The sequence below is a fragment of the Lentzea guizhouensis genome, from assembly GCF_001701025.1.
GTDB classification, from domain to species: domain Bacteria; phylum Actinomycetota; class Actinomycetes; order Mycobacteriales; family Pseudonocardiaceae; genus Lentzea; species Lentzea guizhouensis.
Genome location: NZ_CP016793.1, coordinates 6,905,741 through 6,926,025, shown reverse-complemented (window position 1 = coordinate 6,926,025; position 20,285 = coordinate 6,905,741). Strand labels below are relative to the sequence as shown.

18 protein-coding genes are annotated in these 20,285 nt (G+C 71.2%); 6 read left to right on the top strand and 12 right to left on the bottom strand.

Features of this window, described 5'->3' with window-relative positions:
- Window positions 1-122 precede the first annotated feature (122 nt).
- Window positions 123-1,442 (top strand): ROK family transcriptional regulator, encoded by a 1,320-nt coding sequence (locus BBK82_RS33550; RefSeq protein WP_065918567.1) that lies wholly within the window; start codon window positions 123-125, stop codon window positions 1,440-1,442.
- A 71-nt stretch (window positions 1,443-1,513) separates the two neighbouring features.
- On the opposite strand, the gene BBK82_RS33545 is transcribed toward BBK82_RS33550, so the two are convergent.
- From BBK82_RS33545 to BBK82_RS33495, 10 genes are all read right to left on the bottom strand, one after another.
- Window positions 1,514-2,272 (bottom strand): SDR family NAD(P)-dependent oxidoreductase, encoded by a 759-nt coding sequence (locus BBK82_RS33545; protein ID WP_065918566.1) that lies wholly within the window; start codon window positions 2,270-2,272, stop codon window positions 1,514-1,516.
- A gap of 18 nt (window positions 2,273-2,290) precedes the next feature.
- The gene (locus BBK82_RS33540; RefSeq protein WP_065918565.1) at window positions 2,291-3,277 is read right to left on the bottom strand and encodes a transketolase family protein; all 987 of its coding nucleotides are present in this window, start codon (window positions 3,275-3,277) and stop codon (window positions 2,291-2,293) included.
- Window positions 3,274-4,098 (bottom strand): transketolase, encoded by an 825-nt coding sequence (locus BBK82_RS33535; protein WP_065918564.1) that lies wholly within the window; start codon window positions 4,096-4,098, stop codon window positions 3,274-3,276. Before BBK82_RS33535 ends, BBK82_RS33540 begins: the two co-directional genes overlap by 4 nt.
- On the bottom strand, window positions 4,091-5,419 hold the full coding sequence (locus BBK82_RS33530) for an MFS transporter (protein ID WP_065918563.1): 1,329 nt from the start codon (window positions 5,417-5,419) through the stop codon (window positions 4,091-4,093). The genes BBK82_RS33535 and BBK82_RS33530 overlap by 8 nt, the downstream gene beginning before the upstream one ends.
- 288 nt (window positions 5,420-5,707) lie before the next feature.
- Window positions 5,708-6,364, bottom strand: coding sequence for a GntR family transcriptional regulator (locus tag BBK82_RS33525; RefSeq protein ID WP_237047707.1), 657 nt, complete (start codon window positions 6,362-6,364; stop codon window positions 5,708-5,710).
- Window positions 6,365-6,930: 566 nt separating this feature from the next.
- The gene (locus BBK82_RS33515; RefSeq protein WP_154697649.1) at window positions 6,931-9,933 is read right to left on the bottom strand and encodes an MGH1-like glycoside hydrolase domain-containing protein; all 3,003 of its coding nucleotides are present in this window, start codon (window positions 9,931-9,933) and stop codon (window positions 6,931-6,933) included.
- Window positions 9,934-9,969: 36 nt separating this feature from the next.
- Complete coding sequence (locus BBK82_RS33510) at window positions 9,970-11,127, bottom strand: glycosyltransferase (protein ID WP_065918560.1); 1,158 nt, start codon at window positions 11,125-11,127, stop codon at window positions 9,970-9,972.
- Between the two features lie 45 nt (window positions 11,128-11,172).
- Window positions 11,173-11,850, bottom strand: coding sequence for a cation efflux transmembrane domain-containing protein (locus tag BBK82_RS33505; protein ID WP_083268314.1), 678 nt, complete (start codon window positions 11,848-11,850; stop codon window positions 11,173-11,175).
- Window positions 11,843-12,160: a Cd(II)/Pb(II)-sensing metalloregulatory transcriptional regulator CmtR gene (cmtR, locus tag BBK82_RS33500; protein WP_065918559.1), complete on the bottom strand. Its 318-nt coding sequence runs from the start codon at window positions 12,158-12,160 to the stop codon at window positions 11,843-11,845. Before cmtR ends, BBK82_RS33505 begins: the two co-directional genes overlap by 8 nt.
- Window positions 12,161-12,191: 31 nt before the next feature.
- Entirely contained in the window at window positions 12,192-12,980 is a 789-nt protein-coding gene (locus BBK82_RS33495) for a PaaX family transcriptional regulator (RefSeq protein WP_237047706.1), read from the bottom strand.
- Between the two features lie 91 nt (window positions 12,981-13,071).
- Here BBK82_RS33495 and BBK82_RS33490 point away from each other — a divergent pair, with 91 nt between their 5' ends.
- Together BBK82_RS33490 and BBK82_RS33485 are read left to right on the top strand one after the other, a co-directional pair.
- Complete coding sequence (locus BBK82_RS33490) at window positions 13,072-13,950, top strand: SDR family NAD(P)-dependent oxidoreductase (protein ID WP_065918558.1); 879 nt, start codon at window positions 13,072-13,074, stop codon at window positions 13,948-13,950.
- Window positions 13,947-14,834, top strand: coding sequence for an amidohydrolase family protein (locus BBK82_RS33485; protein WP_065918557.1), 888 nt, complete (start codon window positions 13,947-13,949; stop codon window positions 14,832-14,834). The genes BBK82_RS33490 and BBK82_RS33485 overlap by 4 nt, the downstream gene beginning before the upstream one ends.
- A gap of 27 nt (window positions 14,835-14,861) precedes the next feature.
- Here BBK82_RS33485 and BBK82_RS50830 read toward each other — a convergent pair whose 3' ends face one another.
- Complete coding sequence (locus BBK82_RS50830; protein ID WP_218920407.1) at window positions 14,862-15,545, bottom strand: RNA-guided endonuclease TnpB family protein; 684 nt, start codon at window positions 15,543-15,545, stop codon at window positions 14,862-14,864.
- Window positions 15,546-15,970: 425 nt separating this feature from the next.
- Here BBK82_RS50830 and BBK82_RS33475 point away from each other — a divergent pair, with 425 nt between their 5' ends.
- The 3 genes from BBK82_RS33475 to BBK82_RS33465 are packed head-to-tail and all read left to right on the top strand — an operon-like array spanning window position 15,971 to window position 19,139.
- On the top strand, window positions 15,971-16,429 hold the full coding sequence (locus BBK82_RS33475) for a MaoC family dehydratase (protein ID WP_065918556.1): 459 nt from the start codon (window positions 15,971-15,973) through the stop codon (window positions 16,427-16,429).
- A 9-nt stretch (window positions 16,430-16,438) separates the two neighbouring features.
- Window positions 16,439-17,755, top strand: coding sequence for an MFS transporter (locus tag BBK82_RS33470; RefSeq protein ID WP_065918555.1), 1,317 nt, complete (start codon window positions 16,439-16,441; stop codon window positions 17,753-17,755).
- A complete protein-coding gene (locus tag BBK82_RS33465) occupies window positions 17,739-19,139 on the top strand; it encodes an acyl-CoA synthetase (protein WP_237047705.1) in 1,401 nt (466 codons plus the stop codon). Before BBK82_RS33470 ends, BBK82_RS33465 begins: the two co-directional genes overlap by 17 nt.
- Here BBK82_RS33465 and BBK82_RS33460 read toward each other — a convergent pair.
- Window positions 19,132-20,262 carry a hypothetical protein gene (locus BBK82_RS33460; protein ID WP_154697648.1) on the bottom strand — a complete coding sequence of 377 codons (1,131 nt, stop codon included), beginning with the start codon at window positions 20,260-20,262 and terminating at the stop codon, window positions 19,132-19,134. The genes BBK82_RS33465 and BBK82_RS33460 overlap by 8 nt on opposite strands.
- Between the last annotated feature and the right edge of the window lie 23 nt (window positions 20,263-20,285).

Below are 20,285 nucleotides of genomic sequence, written 5' to 3'. Positions count from 1 at the left end.
TCAGTGGGCTGGATCACACCAACGCAGGACATTCTTAAGTAACTTAAGAAAGTAAGTCAACACCTGCGCGTAGCATCGCCGTTACTCCGCCCGTTAGGCTTCGATCACCGAGAGGAGACCCCGTGAGCGGCCCGGTCCGGGGCACACCCCACGTGAGCAGCAAGGCCGCGGTGCTCGACGTCATCCGCGCCGCCGGCACGATCAGCCGGGTCGGCCTGATCAACGCCACCGGCCTGACCGGGGCCACGATCTCCACCGCCGTGCGCAAGCTCCTCGACGAGGGCCTGGTCGCCGAGACCGGCCACGCCGAGTCGACCGGCGGCAAGCGCCGGGTCCTGCTGCAGCTCAACCCGACGTCCCGCTTCGCGTTGGGGGTGCACCTGGACCACAGCGGCATCACGTACGTCCTCACCGACCTGGCCGGCGGCGTCGTCGCGCGCACCACCAAACCGGGCGCCGGCACCCGGGAGCCGGCCGAGGTCGTCGCACGCATGGCCGCCGACACCGCGACCCTGATCGCGAGCGTCGGCGTGGACCACGACCGGGTGCTCGGCATCGGCCTCGTCTCCCCCGGCCCGTTGGGCGCACGCACGTCCACGGCGATCCGCCCACCCGCGATGCGCCGGTGGGCGGGTTATCCGGTGGACCAGGAGCTCGCCGGCGCCGCCGGGTTGCCGGTGGTGGTGGACAACGACGCCACCGCGGCTGCTTTGGGCGAACACTGGTCGCGCGGCATGGGCAGTGCGTCGACGTCGGCGGCGCTGTACATGGGGACCGGGATCGGGGCCGGACTGGTGATCGGGGGGATCACGTACCGCGGGACCAGCGGGAACGCCGGGGAGATCGGGCACGTGTGCCTGGACGTCGACGGGCCGGAGTGCTGGTGCGGGGCGCGCGGGTGCGTGGAGGTGCTGGCCGGGCCGGAGGCGGTGGTGGCGGCGGCACGGGCGGATCGGGAGCTGGCGGAGCGGATCGGGCTGGTGGGTGGGCGGTCCGGGTCGGCCGACGGCTTGAGCGGCGGCGTTCCCAGTGCCACCGGTGACCGGCTGCCTTCCTCCCCCGCCGCCGACTTCGCCGCCGTCAGCCGCGCAGCCCGGCGCGGCGACCCCCAGGCCCTCGCCCTGCTCGAACGCTCCGCCCGCTACATCGCCGTCGCCGCCCGCTCGCTGGCGAACCTGATGGACGTCGAGTTCGTCGTGCTCACCGGCCCGAGCTTCGCGATCGCGGGTTCGGTCTACCTGCCGGTCGTGCGCGAGGAGCTGGCCAGGAGCTTCTTCGCCCGCGGCGCGCACCCGGTCGACGTCCGCCTCTCGCACGCGGCGGCCACCGCACCCGCGATCGGTGCGGCGGCGATGGTGCTGCAGTCGGAGCTGGTGCCGTTGCACGCGACCCAGCGGCTGCCGGAGAACCTGGCCGAACCCGAGCTCGTGCCAGGCCGCTGACCCACAAGCTCCGGCCCAGCGGCTCCGGCCCAGCGGCTCCGGCCCAGCGGCTCCGGCCCAGCGGCTCCGGCTCAGTGGATGTGCGAGCCGCCGTTGACGTCGTAGGTCGCGCCGGTGACGTACCCGCTCTCCGGACGGCACAGGAACGTGATCACGTCGGCGACGTCGGCCACGAAACCCGTGCGGCGCACCGGGATGTCGGCCACCATGGCGTCCTTGCGCTCCTGCGGCAGCTTGCCGGCGGTGATGTCGGTGTCGATCAGGCCCGGTGCGACGGAGTTGACCGTCACGCCGTCCGGGCCGAGCTCCCGTGCCAGCGCGCGGGAGAAGCCGAGCAGTGCCGCCTTGGCCGCCGAGTAGGCGACGCCACCGAACACGCCGCCGCCGCGTTCGGCCGACACCGACGACAGCATCACGATCCGGCCGAAGCCGCGCTCCGCCATGCCCGGCGCGATCCGGCGGGTCATCAGGTAGCTGCCGCGCACGTTGACGTCGAACACGCGGTCCCACTCGGTGTCGGACACCTCCAGGAAGCGGATCGGCGAGGTGATGCCCGCGTTGTTGACGAGCGCGCCGATGGGGGCGAGCGTCGACTCCACGGTGGACACGGCGGCCGCCACCTCGTCGCGGTCGACGACGTCGGCGCGCAGGCCGATCGCGCGCACGCCGTGGCGTTCGGCGATCTCGTCGGCCGCGGTCTTCGCGCCGGCCTCGTCGAGGTCGAGGACCGCGATCTCCCAGCCGGCGGCGGCCAGTGCGTGGGCGGTGGCCCTGCCGATGCCTCGCTCGGAGGCGGCACCGGTGATCACGGCGGTGCGGGTGGTGGACATGCGAAGTTCCTCCAAAGCTCAGAGTTCGGCGCGGACGCGAGCGGTGACGGCGTCGACGGACAGGCCGTAGCGGTCGTGCAGGGTGGGCAGTGCGCCCGCGGCGAGGAACTCGTCCGGCAACGCGACCGGCACGATCCGCCTGCCCCGGCCCGCGAACGCCAGGCAGGACGCGACGGACTCGGCGAGGCCGCCGACCACCGAGTGGTTCTCCAGCGTGACCACCAGCCGGTCCCCCGCCGTCTCCCGCAGCACCGCCGCGGTGTCGAACGGCTTGATCGTCGGCGTGTGCAGCACGGCCACGTCGATGTGGTCGCGCTCGAGCCGTTGTGCCGCTTGCAGAGCACGCATCGTCATCAGCCCGGTGGAGATCATGAGCACGTCCCGGCCCGGTCGCAGCAGAGCGGCCTTGCCGAGCTCGAAGGTGTAGTCGTACTCGTCGAGCACCGTCGGCACGTTGCCGCGCAACAACCTCATGTAGGTGGGGCCGGGGGTTGCGGCCAGGGCCGGCACGGCCTGTTCGATGTCGACCGAGTCGCACGGGTCGACGATCGTCAGGTTCGGCATGCCGCGCAGGATCGCGAGGTCCTCGGTGGCCTGGTGGCTCGGCCCGTACCCGGTGGTGAGACCGGGCAGCGCGCCGACGACGTTGACGTTGAGCGACGGTTCGGCGATGTCGAGGCACAGGAAGTCGTACGCGCGCCGGGTGGCGAACACCGAGTAGGTCGACGCGAACGGCACCAGGCCCACCTCGGCGAGACCCGCCGCGGCGCCGAGCATGACCTGCTCGGCCATGCCCATCTGGAAGAACCGCTCGGGGAACGCGTCGCGGAACACGTGCATGTCGGTGTACTTGGCGAGGTCGGCGGACAGGCCGACGACGTCCGTGCGTTCCCGGGCGAGCCGGACCAGGGCCTGCCCGAACGGCGCCTTCGCGGTGCGCTGACCCTCGTCGGCGAACGACGCGATCATCGCCGACGTGGTGAGCCTCTTGGTCGGGGTGCTCATGCGGGAACCTCCAGCGCCTCGCGGGCGAGCTGCCACTCGTGCTCCTCGACGGGCATGAAGTGGGCTTTGGGCCTGGTCTCGAAGAACGGCACGCCGCGGCCGACCCTGGTGTCGCAGAGGAGCACGGCGGGCTTCTCGCCCGGCTCGGCGAGCTCGTCGAACGCGGCGACCAGGGCGGCGACGTCGTTGCCGTCGACCCGCAACGCCCGCCAGCCGAACGCCTTCCACTTGTCCACCAACGGTTCCGTGCGCAACACGCCCGCGGTCGGTCCGTCGGCCTGCAGCGCGTTGACGTCCACGACGGCGGTCACGTTGCTCAGCCCGTGGTGGGCGCACGCCAGCGCGGCCTCCCAGGTCGAGCCCTCGTCCAGCTCGCCGTCGCTCAGCAGGGTGAACACCCGTGCACCGCTACCCCGGTACCGCAGGCCGAGCGCCATCCCGGTGGCGACGCCCAGCCCGTGCCCGAGCGAGCCGCCGGAGATCTCCATGCCGGGCGTGCAGGACGCCATCCCGGACATCGGCAGCCGCGAGTTGTCGCAGCCGTAGGTCTCCAGCTCGGCCACGTCGAGGACACCGGCCTCGGCGAGCGCCGCGTACAGGGCGATGGCGTAGTGCCCGATGGAGAGCAGGAACCGGTCGCGGCCCTCCCACTCCGGGTCGTGGGCGCGGAACCGCAGCTGGTCGCCGTACACCACGGCCAGCACGTCGGCCACACCCAGCGCCTGGCCGATGTAGCCCTGCCCCTGCACCTCGCCCATGTCGAGGGCGTACTTCCGGATGCGTCGTGCCGACTCCTCGAGCCGGCGCACTCGCTCAGACAACAGCCTTCTCCTTCTGCACCAACACGTTCCTCCTCTGGGCCGGTCCCCACGTCTCCCTGGTGACCACCGCGGCGACCAGGCCCAGCAGCCCGTAGGCGGAGAACAGCACCGCCGGCCCGACCCACCCGGTGCCCGCGTACAGAGCGGTCGCGATCAGCGGCGTGAACCCGGAGACGACCGCCGAGATCTGGTAGGCCAGCGACACACCGGCCGTGCGGGTCCTGGCGTCGAACAGCTCCGAGAACCACGCGCCCTGCACGCCGGCCAGCGAGTTCTGGCAGATCGCGTAGCTGACGACGAACGCGGCCACCACCAGCGCCGCCACCCCGGTGTTGACCGTCAGGAACAGCGGAACACCCCACAACACCGTGATCACGCACCCCAGCACGTAGATCGGCCTGCGCCCGAAGGAGTCCGACGCGTGCCCCCACAACGTCGTCGCCGCGATGCCGACAGCGGCAGCGGCCGTGAGCGCGAACAGGCTGACCGATCCCGACACCAACGGCTCGTCGCCCATCTTGAGGTAGGACAACATGAACGTCACCGACACCGCGTACCCGGCCGTCTCCGCGATCCGCAGGCAGAACGCGCGCAGCACGTTGCGCCAGTCGTCCCGCACGACCTCCCACAACGGGTTCTTCGCCCGTTGCCCGGACTCCTTGAGCTCCTCGAACTCCGGCGACTCGTCGATCTTCAGCCGGATCAGGATCCCCACCACGATCAGCACCGCGGACAACAGGAACGGCACCCGCCACGCCCACGTCCCCGGCAACGGCGCGCTGAACAGGAACGCCACGTTCGCGAGCAGCAACCCGACCGGGAACCCGGCCTGCGTTATGCCGGTGTACAGGCCCTTCTTGCGTCCGGGCGCGTGCTCGAACGTCATGAGGATCGCGCCACCCCACTCGGCACCGAACGCGAGCCCCTGCACCACCCGCACGGCCACGAGCAACACCGGCGCCAGCACCCCGACCGTCTCGTAGGTAGGCAGGCACCCGATCAGCACCGTCGCCACCCCCATCAGCAACAACGACGCCACCAGCACCGGCTTGCGCCCGATCCGGTCCCCCAGGTGCCCGGCGATGATGCCGCCCAACGGCCGCACCGCGAACCCGATGCCCAGCGTGGCGAAGGAGAGCAACGACGCCGAGAGCGGATCGGACTCGGGGAAGAACGCCTGCCCGAAGTAGAGCGCCGCGGCCGTCCCGAACCCGATGAAGTCGTAGGTCTCGATGGTCGCGCCGATCCCGCAACCCACCGCGACGCGCATCTTCTGGGGACTGCCCTCGCTGATCCTGTGCGGAAGAGCTGAACTCGCCACGCCGAGCCTCCTTGCTCAGTGTTGAGTGTCAACAGTCGAGTGTTGGGAGCGAGTCTGCGGCTTTCGGTGTTCGACTGTCAACACCCGACATTGGGATGGACGCGGGTGGAGGTCAGCGCTGTGACCGGTGGGTCGCACGGGTCCCGCAGCCTGGTTGGGTCGTCACGGGACCACGCCGCACGCCGCCGGAAGCCGACGCATCACAGGCCTCGGAAACCGCCCCGCGTCAACCCCGGCCACCGGCTCCGCCCTCCGAAGCCCGCGGCCCGGCCCGCGTCCCGGCCCAGGTCAGGCCTTTGCGGCCAGCCTCTCCGCCGCTTCCCTCATGTGCCCGTCGATCACGCCCCGCGCCGCCTCCGCGTCCCCCTGCTCGACCGCGCGCACGATCGGCCGGTGGTGGTCAGCCGACAGCGTCACCTCGCGGTCCTGCCCCGCCGCCGCGCTCATCACGACCACCCGCGTCGGCCCTTCCAGGTGCCGCCACGCGCTCAGCAGCATCGAGTTCCCCGACAGCTCGCACAGCAAGGCGTGAAAGCCCAGGTCGAGGTCGATCTGCTCGGCCAGTGTGCCGGCCGCGTCCAGCCGCGCCAGCGCAGCCTCCAGCGCCGGGACCGCCTCCGAGCGCCGCGGCGAGGCGATCAGTTCGGTCACCGCCAGCGCCTCAAGGGCGCCCCGCACCCGGTACAGCTCGCTCACCTCGGCCGGCGACAGGGTCCGCACCCGGAGCATGCCGCGCAGGCCGGCCGTGACCAGGCCTTCCTGTTCGAGGTGGCGGAGTGCCTCGCGGACGGTGCCGCGGCTGATCGACATGCGGGAGGCGATCTCCACCTCACCGAGGTGGTCACCTGGGGCGTACTGGCCGGAGAAGATCGCGGACCGCAGCGCGACCAGGGCTCGTTCCCGCAGGGTCGTCCGGTCGAGGCTGGGCAGCGCGTCGGTGCTCACGCACTGATCGTAACCGACTGTCGACAGTCAACGTCGGACTCAGACCACGGACCTGATGGCCGCCGCCGTCCACGCGGATCGTCGCGCCGCTCACGTCGTCCGCGTACGGGCTGACGAGGTTGCGACGGGCGGCGAGAGTGGCGCTGTAGTGGGCTGGACCGCGAGCGGCTGCGAGCCGAGGCCACCGCCGATCTGGATCACCCGGCCCCACCCGCGGGCGCGCATGCCGGGCACAAACCGCTGGATCATCCTGACCGCGGAGATCACGTCGGCGTCGTACACGTCCCGTCACTGGTCCGGGGTCGCGTCCGTCCAGCCTTCGTGGGCGCAGCCGCCCGCGTTGTTCACCAGCACGTCGACCTCGCCGGGCGATCCTGGGCGCGGGCATCGAGAAGCACGTCGAGGCGCACCTGCACGAGGTCGCGCCGCAGTCCCGCGGCACAGCGGCGGTGGTCCTCTCGGTGATCGCCGGGTTCTGGTTGCCGCGCGGGGTGATCGGCAGCTCCACCCTCACCGCGGCCGGCGAGGAGGAGCTGACGACCACCCTGCGGAAGGTCTTCGAGGTGCTACTGCCCTGACCGGCCCCACACCGTGAACCGGTCGACCACCAACGACCCCGCGTCCAGCCGGAGGCCGAGCGCCGGTGCCCACTGCGCCACCACCGCGGGGTCCACCACGGACCCGATCGGCGCCGACCGCAGCAACGACCACCGGCCGTCGTGCTGCTGCCAGCTGGTCAACCGCCCGTCCTGCAGCACCACGGCGAGCCGGTCGCCCGGTGCCCAGGTCAAGGTCGCGCAGCAGCCGCCGGTGGCCTCGTCGCCCCGGCGGACGCCGCCCACGGTCACGTCCACACCGGACGCCTTGCCCGCGTTGTTGAACCACGCCAGCGCGAAGTCGCGGTTGCCGGCGGTCTGGCCGAGGAACAGGCTGTCCTCCGGTGCCGACCCCGCGAACGACCGCGGCTCGACCACCACCGCCGTGCCCCGCGCGCTGCCGGCGACCGGCGCGGCCAGCACCGCACCGCTACGACTCGAAGCGCTCGCCGTGAGCACGCCGTCGCCCACTCGCAACGACGGCGACGCCTCACCGAACGGCCCGTCCACCCGGTACGAACCGAGCCGGTCGGTGTCGAAGGTGTCGTCCCACAGCACGGTTGCGTAGTCGGCGGGGTCGAAGACGGACTGCGCCGAAGCCACCGCCGAGCTCACCCCGGCAGCACTCGACGCCGTGGCGAGCACCCGAACCGGAGCTCGTTCACCGAGCGCCAACCCCGCCGGAGCCGTCACCCGCCACCTGGTCACCAGACTCCGGCCAGGCGCGAGCTGTGCGGCCGTGGCGGAACTGAGCGGCACGGCGTTCCACCCGGCAGGCACCGCGAGCGACGCCCGCACACCACGCATCGCCCGCTGTGCCGTCACGGTCGTAGACACCTCGACAGCGGCGCCGGCTCGAACAGCGAGATCAGGCAGTGACGCCGTCAAGCCGGGCACCTCGGGCCGCACCGACGAGAACGCCGTGATCCCCACTGCCCCGCCATCGGCGCGGCGCGGCAGGATCCGCACCCGGTCGGTGGTCAACGCCGGTTGCACCAGCACGCGGTTCACCTGACGTGCCACCGGAACGGCGGGAGTGCGTTGCTGGCCCGGTACGTCCCGCCACACCCCGTCCGTCCCCCGGTACTGCAGGTCGAACGCGGTGGGCACCCGCACTCCCCCGCCGTCGTCGTAGAAGGTCACCCGCAGATCGGAGATCGGCGCCGGCGCCCCGAGGTCGACCTCCAGCCAGTCCGCCGCGTTCGGGCTGCCGTAGGAGGTCCAGCGGGTGCCGGGCACGTCGAGGTGGAAGTCCTGACCGTCGATCGCCTTCGTGGGCGGGTCGGCGCTGTAGCTGAACGATGCCCGTGCGGTCGGAAAACCCGTTTGGCTCACGTTCGCGAAGTCGTCGACCACCGAAGGCAGTTCCGCAGACGCACGCGACGGAATCGTCAAACGAACAGCAGCGAGGTTCGGCTGCGTGTGTGTGAGCCTGCCGTCGAGCCACACGCGCAAACCGGCGCCCTTGCCGTAACGAGTGCCATCACGGTCCCAGAGCACCGTGAGGTTGTGACCGTGGTACGGCACGTTCTCGACGGCGAAGTGCGTCCAGCTCGCCGGAGCCAGCGGCGCGATCGACACCGTGTTGCCGAGCTGCGGACGGATGCCGAGCAGACCGGACAGCACGTTGTCGTTGAACGTCGAGTGGTTGTAGTCCTCGCTGTGCCCCTTGCCGTCGTAGAGCCACCGGTTCTCGTCGGGGTGGTGCGCCTCGGCGACGTACGGCCGGCCGTCCTTGCGCTGGGTCAAGGCATAACCGCGCAACACCGACAGGTAGTCGTCACGGTCCACGTAGGGCTGCGACGGGTAGTCGATCAACAGGTTCGCGAGCGCCGTCAGGGTCTGGCTGGTGGCGTAGGGCCAGCTCGGGCCGTTCCAGCGGCAGCAGCCGTTGAGCGCCTCCCGCATGAAGTACGGGCTGCGGCGTTCGGCGGTGGTCGGGCCGTAGGTGGCCGCGAAGCCCTGCGGGTCGGTCAGCTGGGCCCACGCGGCGCTGTTCGCGGCGGGTGCCATGTGGAAGTACCACGGCACGAACCCGATCGCCTCGCGGTCCGCGAGCTTCGTGCGGCCGGGGTTGTCGTCGCGCATGACGTGCTTGTAGAACTTGGCCGCGTCGTCCCACAGCCAGCGTTCCTGGTTGCGCTGCAACGCATCCGCGGCCTGTTCGTACTGGCGGGCGGACGTGACGTCACCGCGGGCCCGGAACAGCTGCGCGATGGCCCGCGCGTCGCCGTACTGGTAGGCGTTCAGCGTCGGGCGGAACCCGTCACCGCCGTGGTACGGGTCGGGGCTCTGGTAGGAGCTCGCCGTGTACTCCATGGCGTCCCACACCGGGGTCTGCCAGTACAGGCCGAGGTCGGCGTTGAACTGCGGTGACCAGCGCTGCCACTGCCGGACCAGCTCGGGCAGCCGGTCGGTCGCGAAGGACTGCCTGCCGTCGACCGCGGCGCGGGCGGCCACGGCGTCGGCGGCCCAGAACGAGTACTGGTGTGCCCAGTCGGTGGTGTTCTTGTTGAGGAAGTCGGTCGCGGGCTTGGGTCCGGAACCCGATCCGCGCAGCCAGTAGTCCACGTAGTCGTCGAGGTAGCGGTGGTCGCGCAGCCAGCGGCCCTCGTAGACGTGGTGCCCGGCTGCGGCGACGATGCCGCCGTTCGGTGCCGAGTAGCCGACCGGGCCGAGGAACTCCGAGACGATCCAGCCGTCTTTTGGGCCGGTGTTCTTCAGCGCCTCGCGGTAGGTCCGCCAGCGGTAGTAGTAGGTGTCGCGGATCTCCCGGTCCGGCAGGTCGACGAACGGGATGTTCGCCTCGTACCAGGCAGGTTCCGGCATGTCGCCGAGCAGCTCGGCGTGGTTGAGGAAGTTCGTCCCGGCACCGACCGACGGGTACAGGCCGGGCACCGCGGCACGATCACGCTGTGCCACCGCCGGCGAGGCGGTCGAGACCACCACCGCCGCCACCACGAGCATCGTCATTGACCCGCGCATACACCCATCGAAGTGGAAGCGCTCTCATCGCGCAAGACTCAACGCTGTACGACATACTTCAACAGGATCTCGAACATCTCCACCACTCGCCGCCGCCTCAGCCGCCGCTTTGTCGAACGACGAATCTCCCAGGACGCGCGCCACCGCCGCCCGCAGACCGTCCACAGTGGCCGGACGGACGATCACCCCGCTGCCCTGGCGCGCGACCCGGTTCGCCATCTCCCACTGGTCACCGCCGCCGGGCACGACCACGACCGGCACCGCCGACCGCAACGCCTTGACGAGCATCCCGTGCCCACCACCGCAGACCAGCACCGCGGCCTCCCGCAGCAGCTCGTCCTGCCGGCCCGGTCCCGACCGCGCCCACTCCGGCAACGTCTCCGGCGGCGGCGCGAACGTCGACACCACCGCCCGGACACCGAGTCCCGCCACCGCTTCCAGCGTCATCTCGGCCATCCCGGCCGCCCCGGTCCACGCCGTCGAGGGCGCGATCATCACCAACGGCGCGTCACCCGGCGGCGGCGTCATCACCTCCTGGCTCGCCTCCCAGAGCAGCGGCCCGACCACGTGCGCGTTGGCGGGCCAGTCCGGTCGCGGCACCTCCAACGCGGGCAACGTCGCGATCAGCCGCGCCACCGGTCCCGCCCCTCTGCCGCTCAGCCCGATCCTGCGCCGCACCACGGCCCGTTGCCGCTCGCCCTCACGGATCGACCTGGCCGTCAACGCCCGCAGCACCGCGTCCCGGAGCCTGCCGCGCACCCCAACCCCGGCCGCGAGCCCGCTGCCCATCGGCGGCAGGCCCTTCGACGGTTCGTAGAGCGGATGCGGTGACAGCTGCGCCCACGGCACCCTCAGCAGCTCCGCGGCCATGCTCGCACCCAGCGCCAGGACGTCGCACACCACCAGGTCGGGTGCGAGCGCGGCGAGCTGCGGGGTGAGCGCGCAGGCCAGGGTCGCGGCCTGGTCGTGCAGCGCCCGGCCGAGGTCCGCCTCACCGCGCAGGTCGCTCAGGGCCAGACCGGCGACCGTCGACGCCTGGATCCCCTCACGGGTGGCGGCGTCGACCCAGCGGTCTCCGGTGAGCAGGACCGGGTCATCCCCGGCCGCGAGGAAACGCAGGCACAGAGCGATCGCCGGCACGACATGGCCGGGATCGCCGCCGGACACCACGACAACGCGCATGCCGTCAGTCGACCACGCCCACGTCCCCCGCACAGCTCCCGGCTCTCAGCAGCAGTGGTGCCCGCGCCAAGCCTCCCGGCCCTCCCTGACCGCCACGACCGCGATCACGAGTGCCGCCACCGGATCCGCCCACCACCAGCCGAACAGGCTGTTGACCGCGAGCCCCACCAGCAGCACCGCCGACAGGTAGGTGCACAACAGCGTCTGCTTCGAGTCGGCGACCGCGCTCGCCGACCCCAGCTCACGCCCCGCCCGCCGCTGGGCGTAGGACAGGCCCGGCATGACCAGCAGCGAGACGGCGGCGAGCACGATGCCGACGGTCGAGTGGTCCGCGCGTTCACCCTGCAGCAACGCCGACACGGACTCGACGGTGACGTAGGCGGCCAATGCGAAGAACGACACCGCGATCACCTTGAGCGCCGCCCGTTCGCGCTTCTCGGGATCAGCGCTGGAGAACTGCCAGGCGACCGCGGCGGCCGAGGCCACCTCGACCACCGAGTCCAGGCCGAACCCGATCAACGCCGTGGACGACGCCACCGTGCCCGCGGCCAGGGCGACGACCGCCTCGACCACGTTGTAGGCGATGGTGGCGGCGACGAGCATCCGAACCCGGCGCGTCAGCACCGCCCTGCGGTCGTCCGCGACGGCCGGCGGCGGTGTGCAGCACCCGTCGTCGCACGCGGTGCTCGCCGTGAGCGGCAGCTGGGGTGTCGGCTCACTCATCGACGCACTCCACGGCCGGCTCGACGGCGAGGACGACGTCGAGGAGCTCTCCGAGCGCTCGCCTCAGGTGCGCGTCCGCCAGCTCGTAGCGCACCTGCCTGCCCTGGTAGGTCGCCACGACCAGGCCGCAGCCGCGCAGGCACGACAGGTGGTTGGAGACGTTCGACCTGGTCAGCTCCAGCTGTTCGGCCAGCCGCGCCGGGTAGCCGGGGCCGTCGAGCAACGCGACCAGGATCCGGCAGCGGGTCGGGTCGGCCAGCGCGCGGCCGAGCCGCGCCAAGGCCGTCTCGCGGGTCTCACAGGTCAGCACAGCCGAAACTGTACAGCCTGCGCTGAACTGTTCACACCTCGATCGACTCGATCGCCGCGGCCGCCAGCGGCGTCGCCGTCTGCGCGTACCTCGTCGCCAGCCGCTGGAACAGCTTCTCGGCCTCGATCGCCGGCCAGTCCCGCGCCAGCAGCTCCGCCGGCAGGTGCGGGTCCTGCCGCACCAGGTCCAGCCAGTCCCCGTGCAGCACCAGCTGCCGCGCCAGGTCGTCGGGCAGCGACTCGTCCGGCTTGCGCCACTTCTCCAAGAACTCCTCGTAGCGCGCCGCGATCGCCGCCGTGTCGAACGCGCGTGACGCCAGGTCCACCGCCTCGGTCGGCTTCGCGTGCTGGGCGGTGAACACCGTGACGTGCTCGGTCAGTCCGAGGTCGGCGACCACCGATGTGACGTCGTGGGCGCCCGGTGCGATCCACAGGCCGTTCTGCACCGGCCCGAAGCCCGCCCACTGCAGCTGCGAGCGCAGGTCGTGGCGTTCGCCCCGGCGGCCCTCCGGCAGCGAGAAGCCGACCAGCGTCCAGGTACCGTCCCAGTCCCTGTTCACCGCGCCGCGCTGCCAGATGCGCCGCTCGCCGTCCTGCAGCACGTCGGTCGCGCGCGGGGTCAGTCCGAAGTAGACCTTGCGGCCGTTGCGGTGCTTGGCGAGCAGGCCGCGGGAGGCCATCCGGGTCAGCGTCGAGCGCACGGCCTCCTCGGAGACGTCGACGCGCCCGAAGACGTCGATGACGCTGCCCGAGTAGACCGCGATGTCACGGCCCAGCACGTACAGGCCGAGGAAGTTGAGCATCAAGGACTGCGGTGTCACGCCGCTCACGATACATGTTGGGCAGCATCTAGACGAGCGTCACGAATTTGACGTACTTTGGGCCGCGTTCCCGACGGAGAGGACACGGCGGATGGAACTGTCCGGGAAGGTCGCGATCGTGACCGGCGCCGGCCGCGGGCTGGGGCGGGCGTACGCGGAAGCGTTGGCGCGCAACGGGGCCAAGGTCGTCGTCAACGACGTGGACGAGAGTGCGCAGGAGGTCGCCGAGCAGGTCGGCGGCAGGGCGGTGGTCGCGCCGGTCGGGCCGGCCGGCACCGCGCAACGGCTCGTCAACACCGCCGTCGAGGAGTTCGGGCGGCTCGACGTGCTGGTCACCAACGCGGGCATCCTGCGCGACCGGGTGCTGTGGAAGATGAGCGACGACGACTTCGACGCCGTGATCAACGTGCACCTGCGCGGCACGTTCACCTGCGCCCGCGCGGCGGCGGTGCGGATGCGCGAGCAAGGAACAGGCGGGCGGTTGGTGCTGGTCTCCTCGCCGGCCGGGCAGCGCGGCAACTTCGGGCAGACCAACTACGCCGCCGCCAAGGCCGGGATCGCCGCCATGGCGCGGACGTGGGCGTTGGAACTCGCCAGGTCCGGCATCGCGGTCAACACCGTCGTGCCGGTCGCCGCCACCGAGATGACCAGGACGATCCCCGCGTTCGCGCCGCTGATCGAGGAGTCGGAACGCACCGGTGCGCCGTTGCCCGACTGGGTGCGGCGCGACGAAGGCCTCGGCACGGTCGAGGACGTCGCCGAGCTCATCGTCTACCTGGCGAGCGACGCGGCGCAGGGCGTGACCGGGCAGGCCATCGGCATCGGCGGCGACCGACTGGCGCTGTGGTCGCACCCGGCGGAGAAGCAGGTGCTGTTCGCCGACGGCGGCTGGCGGGCGGCCGCGATCGCCGAGCGGTTCGGCGAGCTCGAACCCGAGACCTACGGCATCCCGGCCCCGGTGGCGCCATGACCGGGATCAACGTCGACGAGATCGTCGCCATCGACGTGCACACCCACGCCGAGATCTCGAAGGACGGCCACAGCTCGCTCAGCCCCGCCTTGATCGAGGCCTCCGCCAAGTACTTCAAGGCCGAGCACCGCCAGCCCACCATCGCCGAGACCGCCCAGCTCTACCGCGAGCGCAAGATGGCCGCGGTGATCTTCACGGTCGACGCCGAGCACGCCACCGGCCACCCGCGCATCGCCAACGAGGAGGTCGCCGCGTCCTGCGCCGAGCACGCCGACGTGCTCATCCCGTTCGCGAGCGTCGACCCGTGGAAGGGCAGGGCCGCCGTCCGCGAGGCACGCAGGCTCGTCGAGGACCACGGGGTGCGCGGGTTCAAGTTCCACCCCAGCCTGCAGGACTTCTCCCCCGACGACCGGATGGCCTACCCGCTCTACGAGGTGGTCGAGGAGCTCGGCGTGCCTGCCCTGTTCCACAGTGGACAGACCGGGATCGGCGCCGGCGTGCCCGGCGGCGGTGGCATCCGGCTCAAGCACTCCAACCCGATGCTGGTCGACGACGTGGCCGTCGACTTCCCGCACCTGCGGATCGTGCTGGCGCACCCGTCGTTCCCCTGGCAGGACGAGGCGCTCGCGGTCGCCACGCACAAGCCGTTCGTGTACATCGACCTGTCCGGCTGGTCGCCGAAGTACTTCCCGCCGCAGCTCGTGCGCTACGCCAACACCGTGCTGCAGGACAAGGTGCTGTTCGGCTCGGACCACCCGGTGATCACCCCGGACCGCTGGCTGCGGGACTTCGCCGCGCTGGAGATCAAGGACGAGGTCCGGCCCAAGATCCTCAAGCACAACGCCGCCCGGCTGCTCGGACTCGTCAAGGAGGAGGACGCTTGACTTCTCCCCCTCTTGAACGAGGGATTCCTACAGCTCGCGCCGCAGGGGTTTCTGCTTCGTCGCCGACTGCCCGCCCGGAGGTTTCCGTTGAGGTCCTACACCGGCTCCACAGACTGTCACCGCCAGCCCGGCGGCCAGAATGTTGCGTGCCGCGTTCACGTCCCGGTCATGAGTCGTGCCGCAGCCACAGGTCCACGTGCGCACGTGCAGCGGCATCGCCGCCGCGAGTGCGCCGCAGGTCGAGCACAGCTTGGACGACGGGAACCAGCGATCCACCACGATCACGTCCCGCCCGTACCAGCTCGCCTTGTATTCCCGTTGCTGCCGGAACTGCCGCCAGCCCGCGTCGTTGATGGCACGGGCCAGGCGGTGGTTGCGGACCATGTTCGACACTGCCAGATCCTCGATCACGAGCGTTTGGTTTTCGCGCACGAGCCGAGTGGTGATCTTGTGCAGGTGGTCGGTGCGCCGGTCGGGCACACGGGCTACCTTGACGCGGGCCTTGGCCCGTTTGTTGCTGCCCTTCTGCTTGCGGCACAACACCCGCTGCGCCTTCGCCAGCGCCGTCCGGTCGTGGCGTTCGTGCCGGGGACTACCGATCTTCTCCCCGGACGACAGCACCAACAGGTGATCGAGACCGACATCGATGCCCACCACCGCCTCGGTGACAGGCAACGGCGTCACGCTCGGCTCTTCGCACAGCAGAGACACGAACCAGCTCCGGCCGCGTCCCGCGACACGGTCACCGCGGAGGGAAGTACCCCCGCAGGCAGTGGCCGAGACCAGCGGATGTCCAACGGCTCGGCCATTTTCGCCAGTGTCAGCGCACCGTCACGCCAGCGGAACGCCGACCGCGTGCACTCCGCGCTGGCGCGCGACTTCTTCCGCGACTTGAACCGCGGATACCGGGCACGCTTCGCCCAGAAATTGCCGAAAGCCGTCTGCAGATGCCGCAACGCCCGCCTCACCTGCCCACCCACAGCCGCAAACTATCAGTCCATTGTGGAACTCCTTGCAGCTGGGTGGCGGACGCAGCTTCGCTCTGGCGACGGAACAACTACTCCTACCTGCCCCTGTACCGCAGGGGTCCGATTCCTCCCCGTCCCGAAGGACGGGGTCTCCTCGGAGGACTTCAGATGACCACCACCGTGCAGGGGCTCGACGAGCTGAAGGCGCTAGCCGGGAAGGACCTCGGCCACACCGACTGGCTGGAGGTCACCCAGCGGCGCGTCGACACCTTCGCCGAGGCCACCGACGACCACCAGTGGATCCACGTCGACCCCGACCGCGCCGCCTCCGGCCCGTTCGGAACCACGATCGCGCACGGCTACCTCACGCTGGCGCTGCTCATCCCGCTGATGAGCGAGCTGCTGGTGGTGTCCGGCGTGCGGATGAGCCTCAACTACGGGCTGGAGAAGGTCCGCTTCCCCGCACCCGTGCCGGTCGGCGCCAAGATCCGGCTCGCCGGCCGGGTCGCGTCCGTCGAGGACGTGGCGGGCAACGGGGTCCAGCTCACCGTCGACTTCACCGTCGAGATCGAGGGCACCGAAAAGCCCGCGTGCGTCGCACGCGGCATCTACCGCCACTACGCGTGAGGTGCAGTCATGGCGACAACAACGCAGTTACGCCGTGCCGTCGCGTCCAGCTTCCTGGGCAGCGTGATCGAGTACTACGACTTCCTGCTCTACGCCACCGCTTCGGCGATCGTGTTCAACAAGGTCTTCTTCTCCTCGCTGGACCCGCTGGTGGGCACGATCGCGAGCTTCGGCACGTTCGCCACCGGCTACCTGGCCCGCCCGCTCGGCGGTGTCCTCTTCGGACACTACGGCGACCTGCTGGGCCGCAAGAAGATGCTCGTGCTCACCATGACGCTGATGGGCGTGGCGAGCTTCCTGATCGGCCTGCTGCCCACCTACGCCCAGATCGGCTGGCTCGCCCCGGCCGGGCTGGTGCTGTTGCGGGTCGTGCAGGGCATCTCGGTCGGCGGCGAGTGGGGTGGCGCGGTGCTGATGTCCGCCGAGCACGCGACGACCCGGCGCGGGTTGTGGGCGAGCTTCACCAACGCGGGCGCGCCGTGCGGCATGGTGCTCTCGACCGCCGCGCTCACCGGCACCGCGGCACTGGTGGGTGAGCAGGCGTTCCTGTCGTGGGGCTGGCGGGTGCCGTTCCTGCTCAGCCTGGCGCTGCTCGCGGTCGGCCTGTTCGTGCGGATGAAGGTCGAGGAGACGCCGGTCTTCCGGGCCGAGCGGCAGCGCACCTCCGCGCCGCTGGTCGACGTGCTGCGCCACCACCCGCGCACGTTGCTGCTCGCCGTCGGCGTCGGCCTGGCCGCGTTCGTCGCGCAGTCCACGCTGACGACGTTCATCCTCGCCTACGGCGTGCAGGCGGGGAACAACAGACAGGACATCCTCAACGCGCTGACGCTGTCGTCGGCACTGGCGGTGCTGGGCATCCTCGGCTGGTCGGCGGCGTCGGACCGGTTCGGGCGCCGGCCGGTCGTGCTCGCGGGCGCGGTGCTGATGGCCGGGTTCGGGTTCGCGCTGTTCCCCCTGGTGGACAACGGTTTCATCGTGATCGCCCTGGTGCTCGGCCAGGCCGTGATCCACCCGATGATGTACGGCCCGCTGGCCGCGCTCTACAGCGAGCTGTTCAGCACCGGCAGCCGCTACACCGGCGCGTCGCTCGGCTACCAGCTCGCCGGTCTGGGCGCGGGCCTGGCGCCGTTGCTGTTCGCGCAGGTGCAGAGCACCGCCGGCACCGGGGCCATTCCGTACATCCTGGCCGCGTTCTGCGTGCTGACCGTCGTCTGCACGGTCGCGTTGCGGGAGACCAGCCACACCAGCCTGACAGGAGACGGGGATGCGGAACGCGGGTCTGGGCGGTTGGCCACACCGCCGCGCGCGCATGGCGCCGAAGCGTAAAGCGCTGACATTTCAGGACGTCTCTCTGACGTACGAAGAGCTGGACGACCGCACGACCCGGCTGGCCCGGCGGTTGGAGGAGCTCGGGGTGCGGCACGGTGACCGGGTCGCCTACCTGGGGCCGAACCACCCGTCGTTCGCCGAGACGATGTTCGCCGCGCACCTGCTCGGGGCGGTCTTCGTTCCGCTGAACTTCCGGCTCACCCCTGCGGAGATCAACTACCAGCTCGCCGACAGCGGTGCGCGCGTGCTGGTCCACGCGGCTTCCCACGTGGTGCCGCACGAGCGCGCGATCTCGCTGGACGGCTACGAGGAGTGGCTCGCGGGCGGCTCGGCCGACCGGCTCGACGTGCCGGTCGGCATCGACGACCCCGCGCTGATCCTCTACACCTCCGGCACGACCGGGCGGCCCAAGGGCGCCGTGCTCAGCCACGCCAACCTGCTGTGGAACACGTTCAACCTGATGGTCGGCGTCGACATCGCCTCCGACGAGGTCGCGCTGGTCGCCGCCCCGCTGTTACACGTCGCCGCACTGGCGCAGACGTTGCTGCCGACGTTCGTCAAGGGCGGGCACAGCGTGCTCACCCCGCGCTGGGACGTCGACGAGTGCGTCACGTTGATCGAGCGGTACGGCGTGACCTGGCTGTTCGGCGTGTCCACGATGTACGCCGACCTGGCCGCGTCACCGCGGTGGCTGGACGCGGACGTGTCGTCGTTGCGGGTGCTGCTGTGCGGAGGCGCCTCGGTGCCGGACGCGGTGATCCACGCCTACCAGGACGCGGGTCTGGTGTTCTGCCAGGGCTACGGCCTCACCGAGACGGCACCCGGCGCGACCTTCCTGGAGGCCGCCGACAGCGTGCGCAAGGCGGGCTCGGCCGGCCCGCCCGTGTTCCTCGGCGACCTCCGCCTCGCCGACACCGGCGAGATCGAGCTGCAGGGCCCGAACATCACCCCCGGTTACTGGAACGACCCGGTCGCCACCGCGGCCGCGTTCACCCCGGACGGCTGGTTCCGCACCGGCGACATCGGCCGGGTGGACGCCGACGGCCACCTGCACGTCGTCGACCGGCTGAAGGACATGTACATCTCCGGCGGCGAGAACGTGTACCCGGCGGAGGTGGAGAACGCCATCGCCGACCACCCGGACGTGGCCGAGGTGGCGGTCGTCGGCGTGCCGGACGAGCGGTGGGGCGAGGTGGGCCGGGCGTTCGTCCGGCCGCGCGACGGCGTGGAGCTGGACGTGGCCGGGTTGCGGGCGTTCCTGGTGACGCGGCTGGCGAAGTACAAGGTCCCGGTGCACTTCGAGGTGGTGTCGTCGTTGCCGCGGACGGGTTCGGGGAAGGTGCTCAAACCGGCGTTGCGCCGGCTGCCGCTGGTCAGCTGAGGTCGTCGAGGAAGCGGCTGATCGGGCCGAAGGTGAACAGGCCGGTGCCGGCGGCCTGTTCGTCCTTCGCCGGAAGGAGTGCGGTGCGGGCTCGTTCGCGCAGGTCGTCGTCCTGGAGGCGGATCGCGGCCAGGGCGATCAGGCATGCCCTGGTTTCGCTGAGCAGGTCGGCGGGTCCTGGCGGGAGGGTTCTCGCTGCTGCCAGTGCTTCTTTTTGAGGGAGGGCCAGCGGGCGGACCCACGGCAGGTGCGGGCCCCAGTCGTCGGTGAGGTCCACGGTGGACGGCCCGTGCAGGCTGAGGAGGGCGAGCGGGAGGAGGCCGCGTTCCATGCCCCACATGCCGGTGCCGGCGATCCTCTGCGCTGCGGCTCGGTAGGCGTGGTCGGCTTCGGCTGTTCTGTTCTGGGCGGCGAGTTTGAGGGCCGCGTACCAGTCGGTGAAGACGCTCACGAGCGGGAGGTCGTGGCTTCTGGCGAGGTCGTCGGCTTCGGCGGCGTGGTGGTCGGCGGTGTCGAGGTCGGCGAGCGCGGCGCCTGCCTGGACGAGGATGAGGTGGCCCAGGACCTCGTGGGTGACCAGGTGGTGCTCGGCGGCGTGGGCCACGAGTTCGCGGCCGATCCGCGCGCGGTGCGGGGCCAGGCCGGTGCGGTGGAAGGTGTGCATGAAGCGGGCGTTGAGCGCGAACGCCCGGAGCTCCGGGTCGTCGAGGTCGCGGGCGATGGCCTCGGCTTCGTCGGCTTCCGGGAGCCGGGCGCCGGTGCCGCGCTCCTCCATCGCGATGGTGGCGAGGAGGCGGGCTCGGGTGGCGGTCGGTGCGCGGAAGGCGGGCAGGACGCGTTCGGCGGCGGCGACGAGCTCGGCGGAGTGGGCGGGGTCGTCGTTGGTGGTCCAGATGCCGGGGACGTCGAAGGAACCGATGACGTCGGCCACGGCCTGCGGGTCCACAGGAAGCTGAGCGGCGGCAGGCTGAACGGCGGCAGGCTGGCCAGTCGGATCGCCCACCGCGCTCACCGCACCCGCCGCGCGCAGTGCCACCGAGCGTTGCTCCCGCGCCCCCTCCAGGTCGCCGCTGACCGCCAGCGCCCGAGCCAGCCCGTCACCAGCTCGACCCGCACCCGTCACCGGCCGCGATCGCCGCCCGCCAC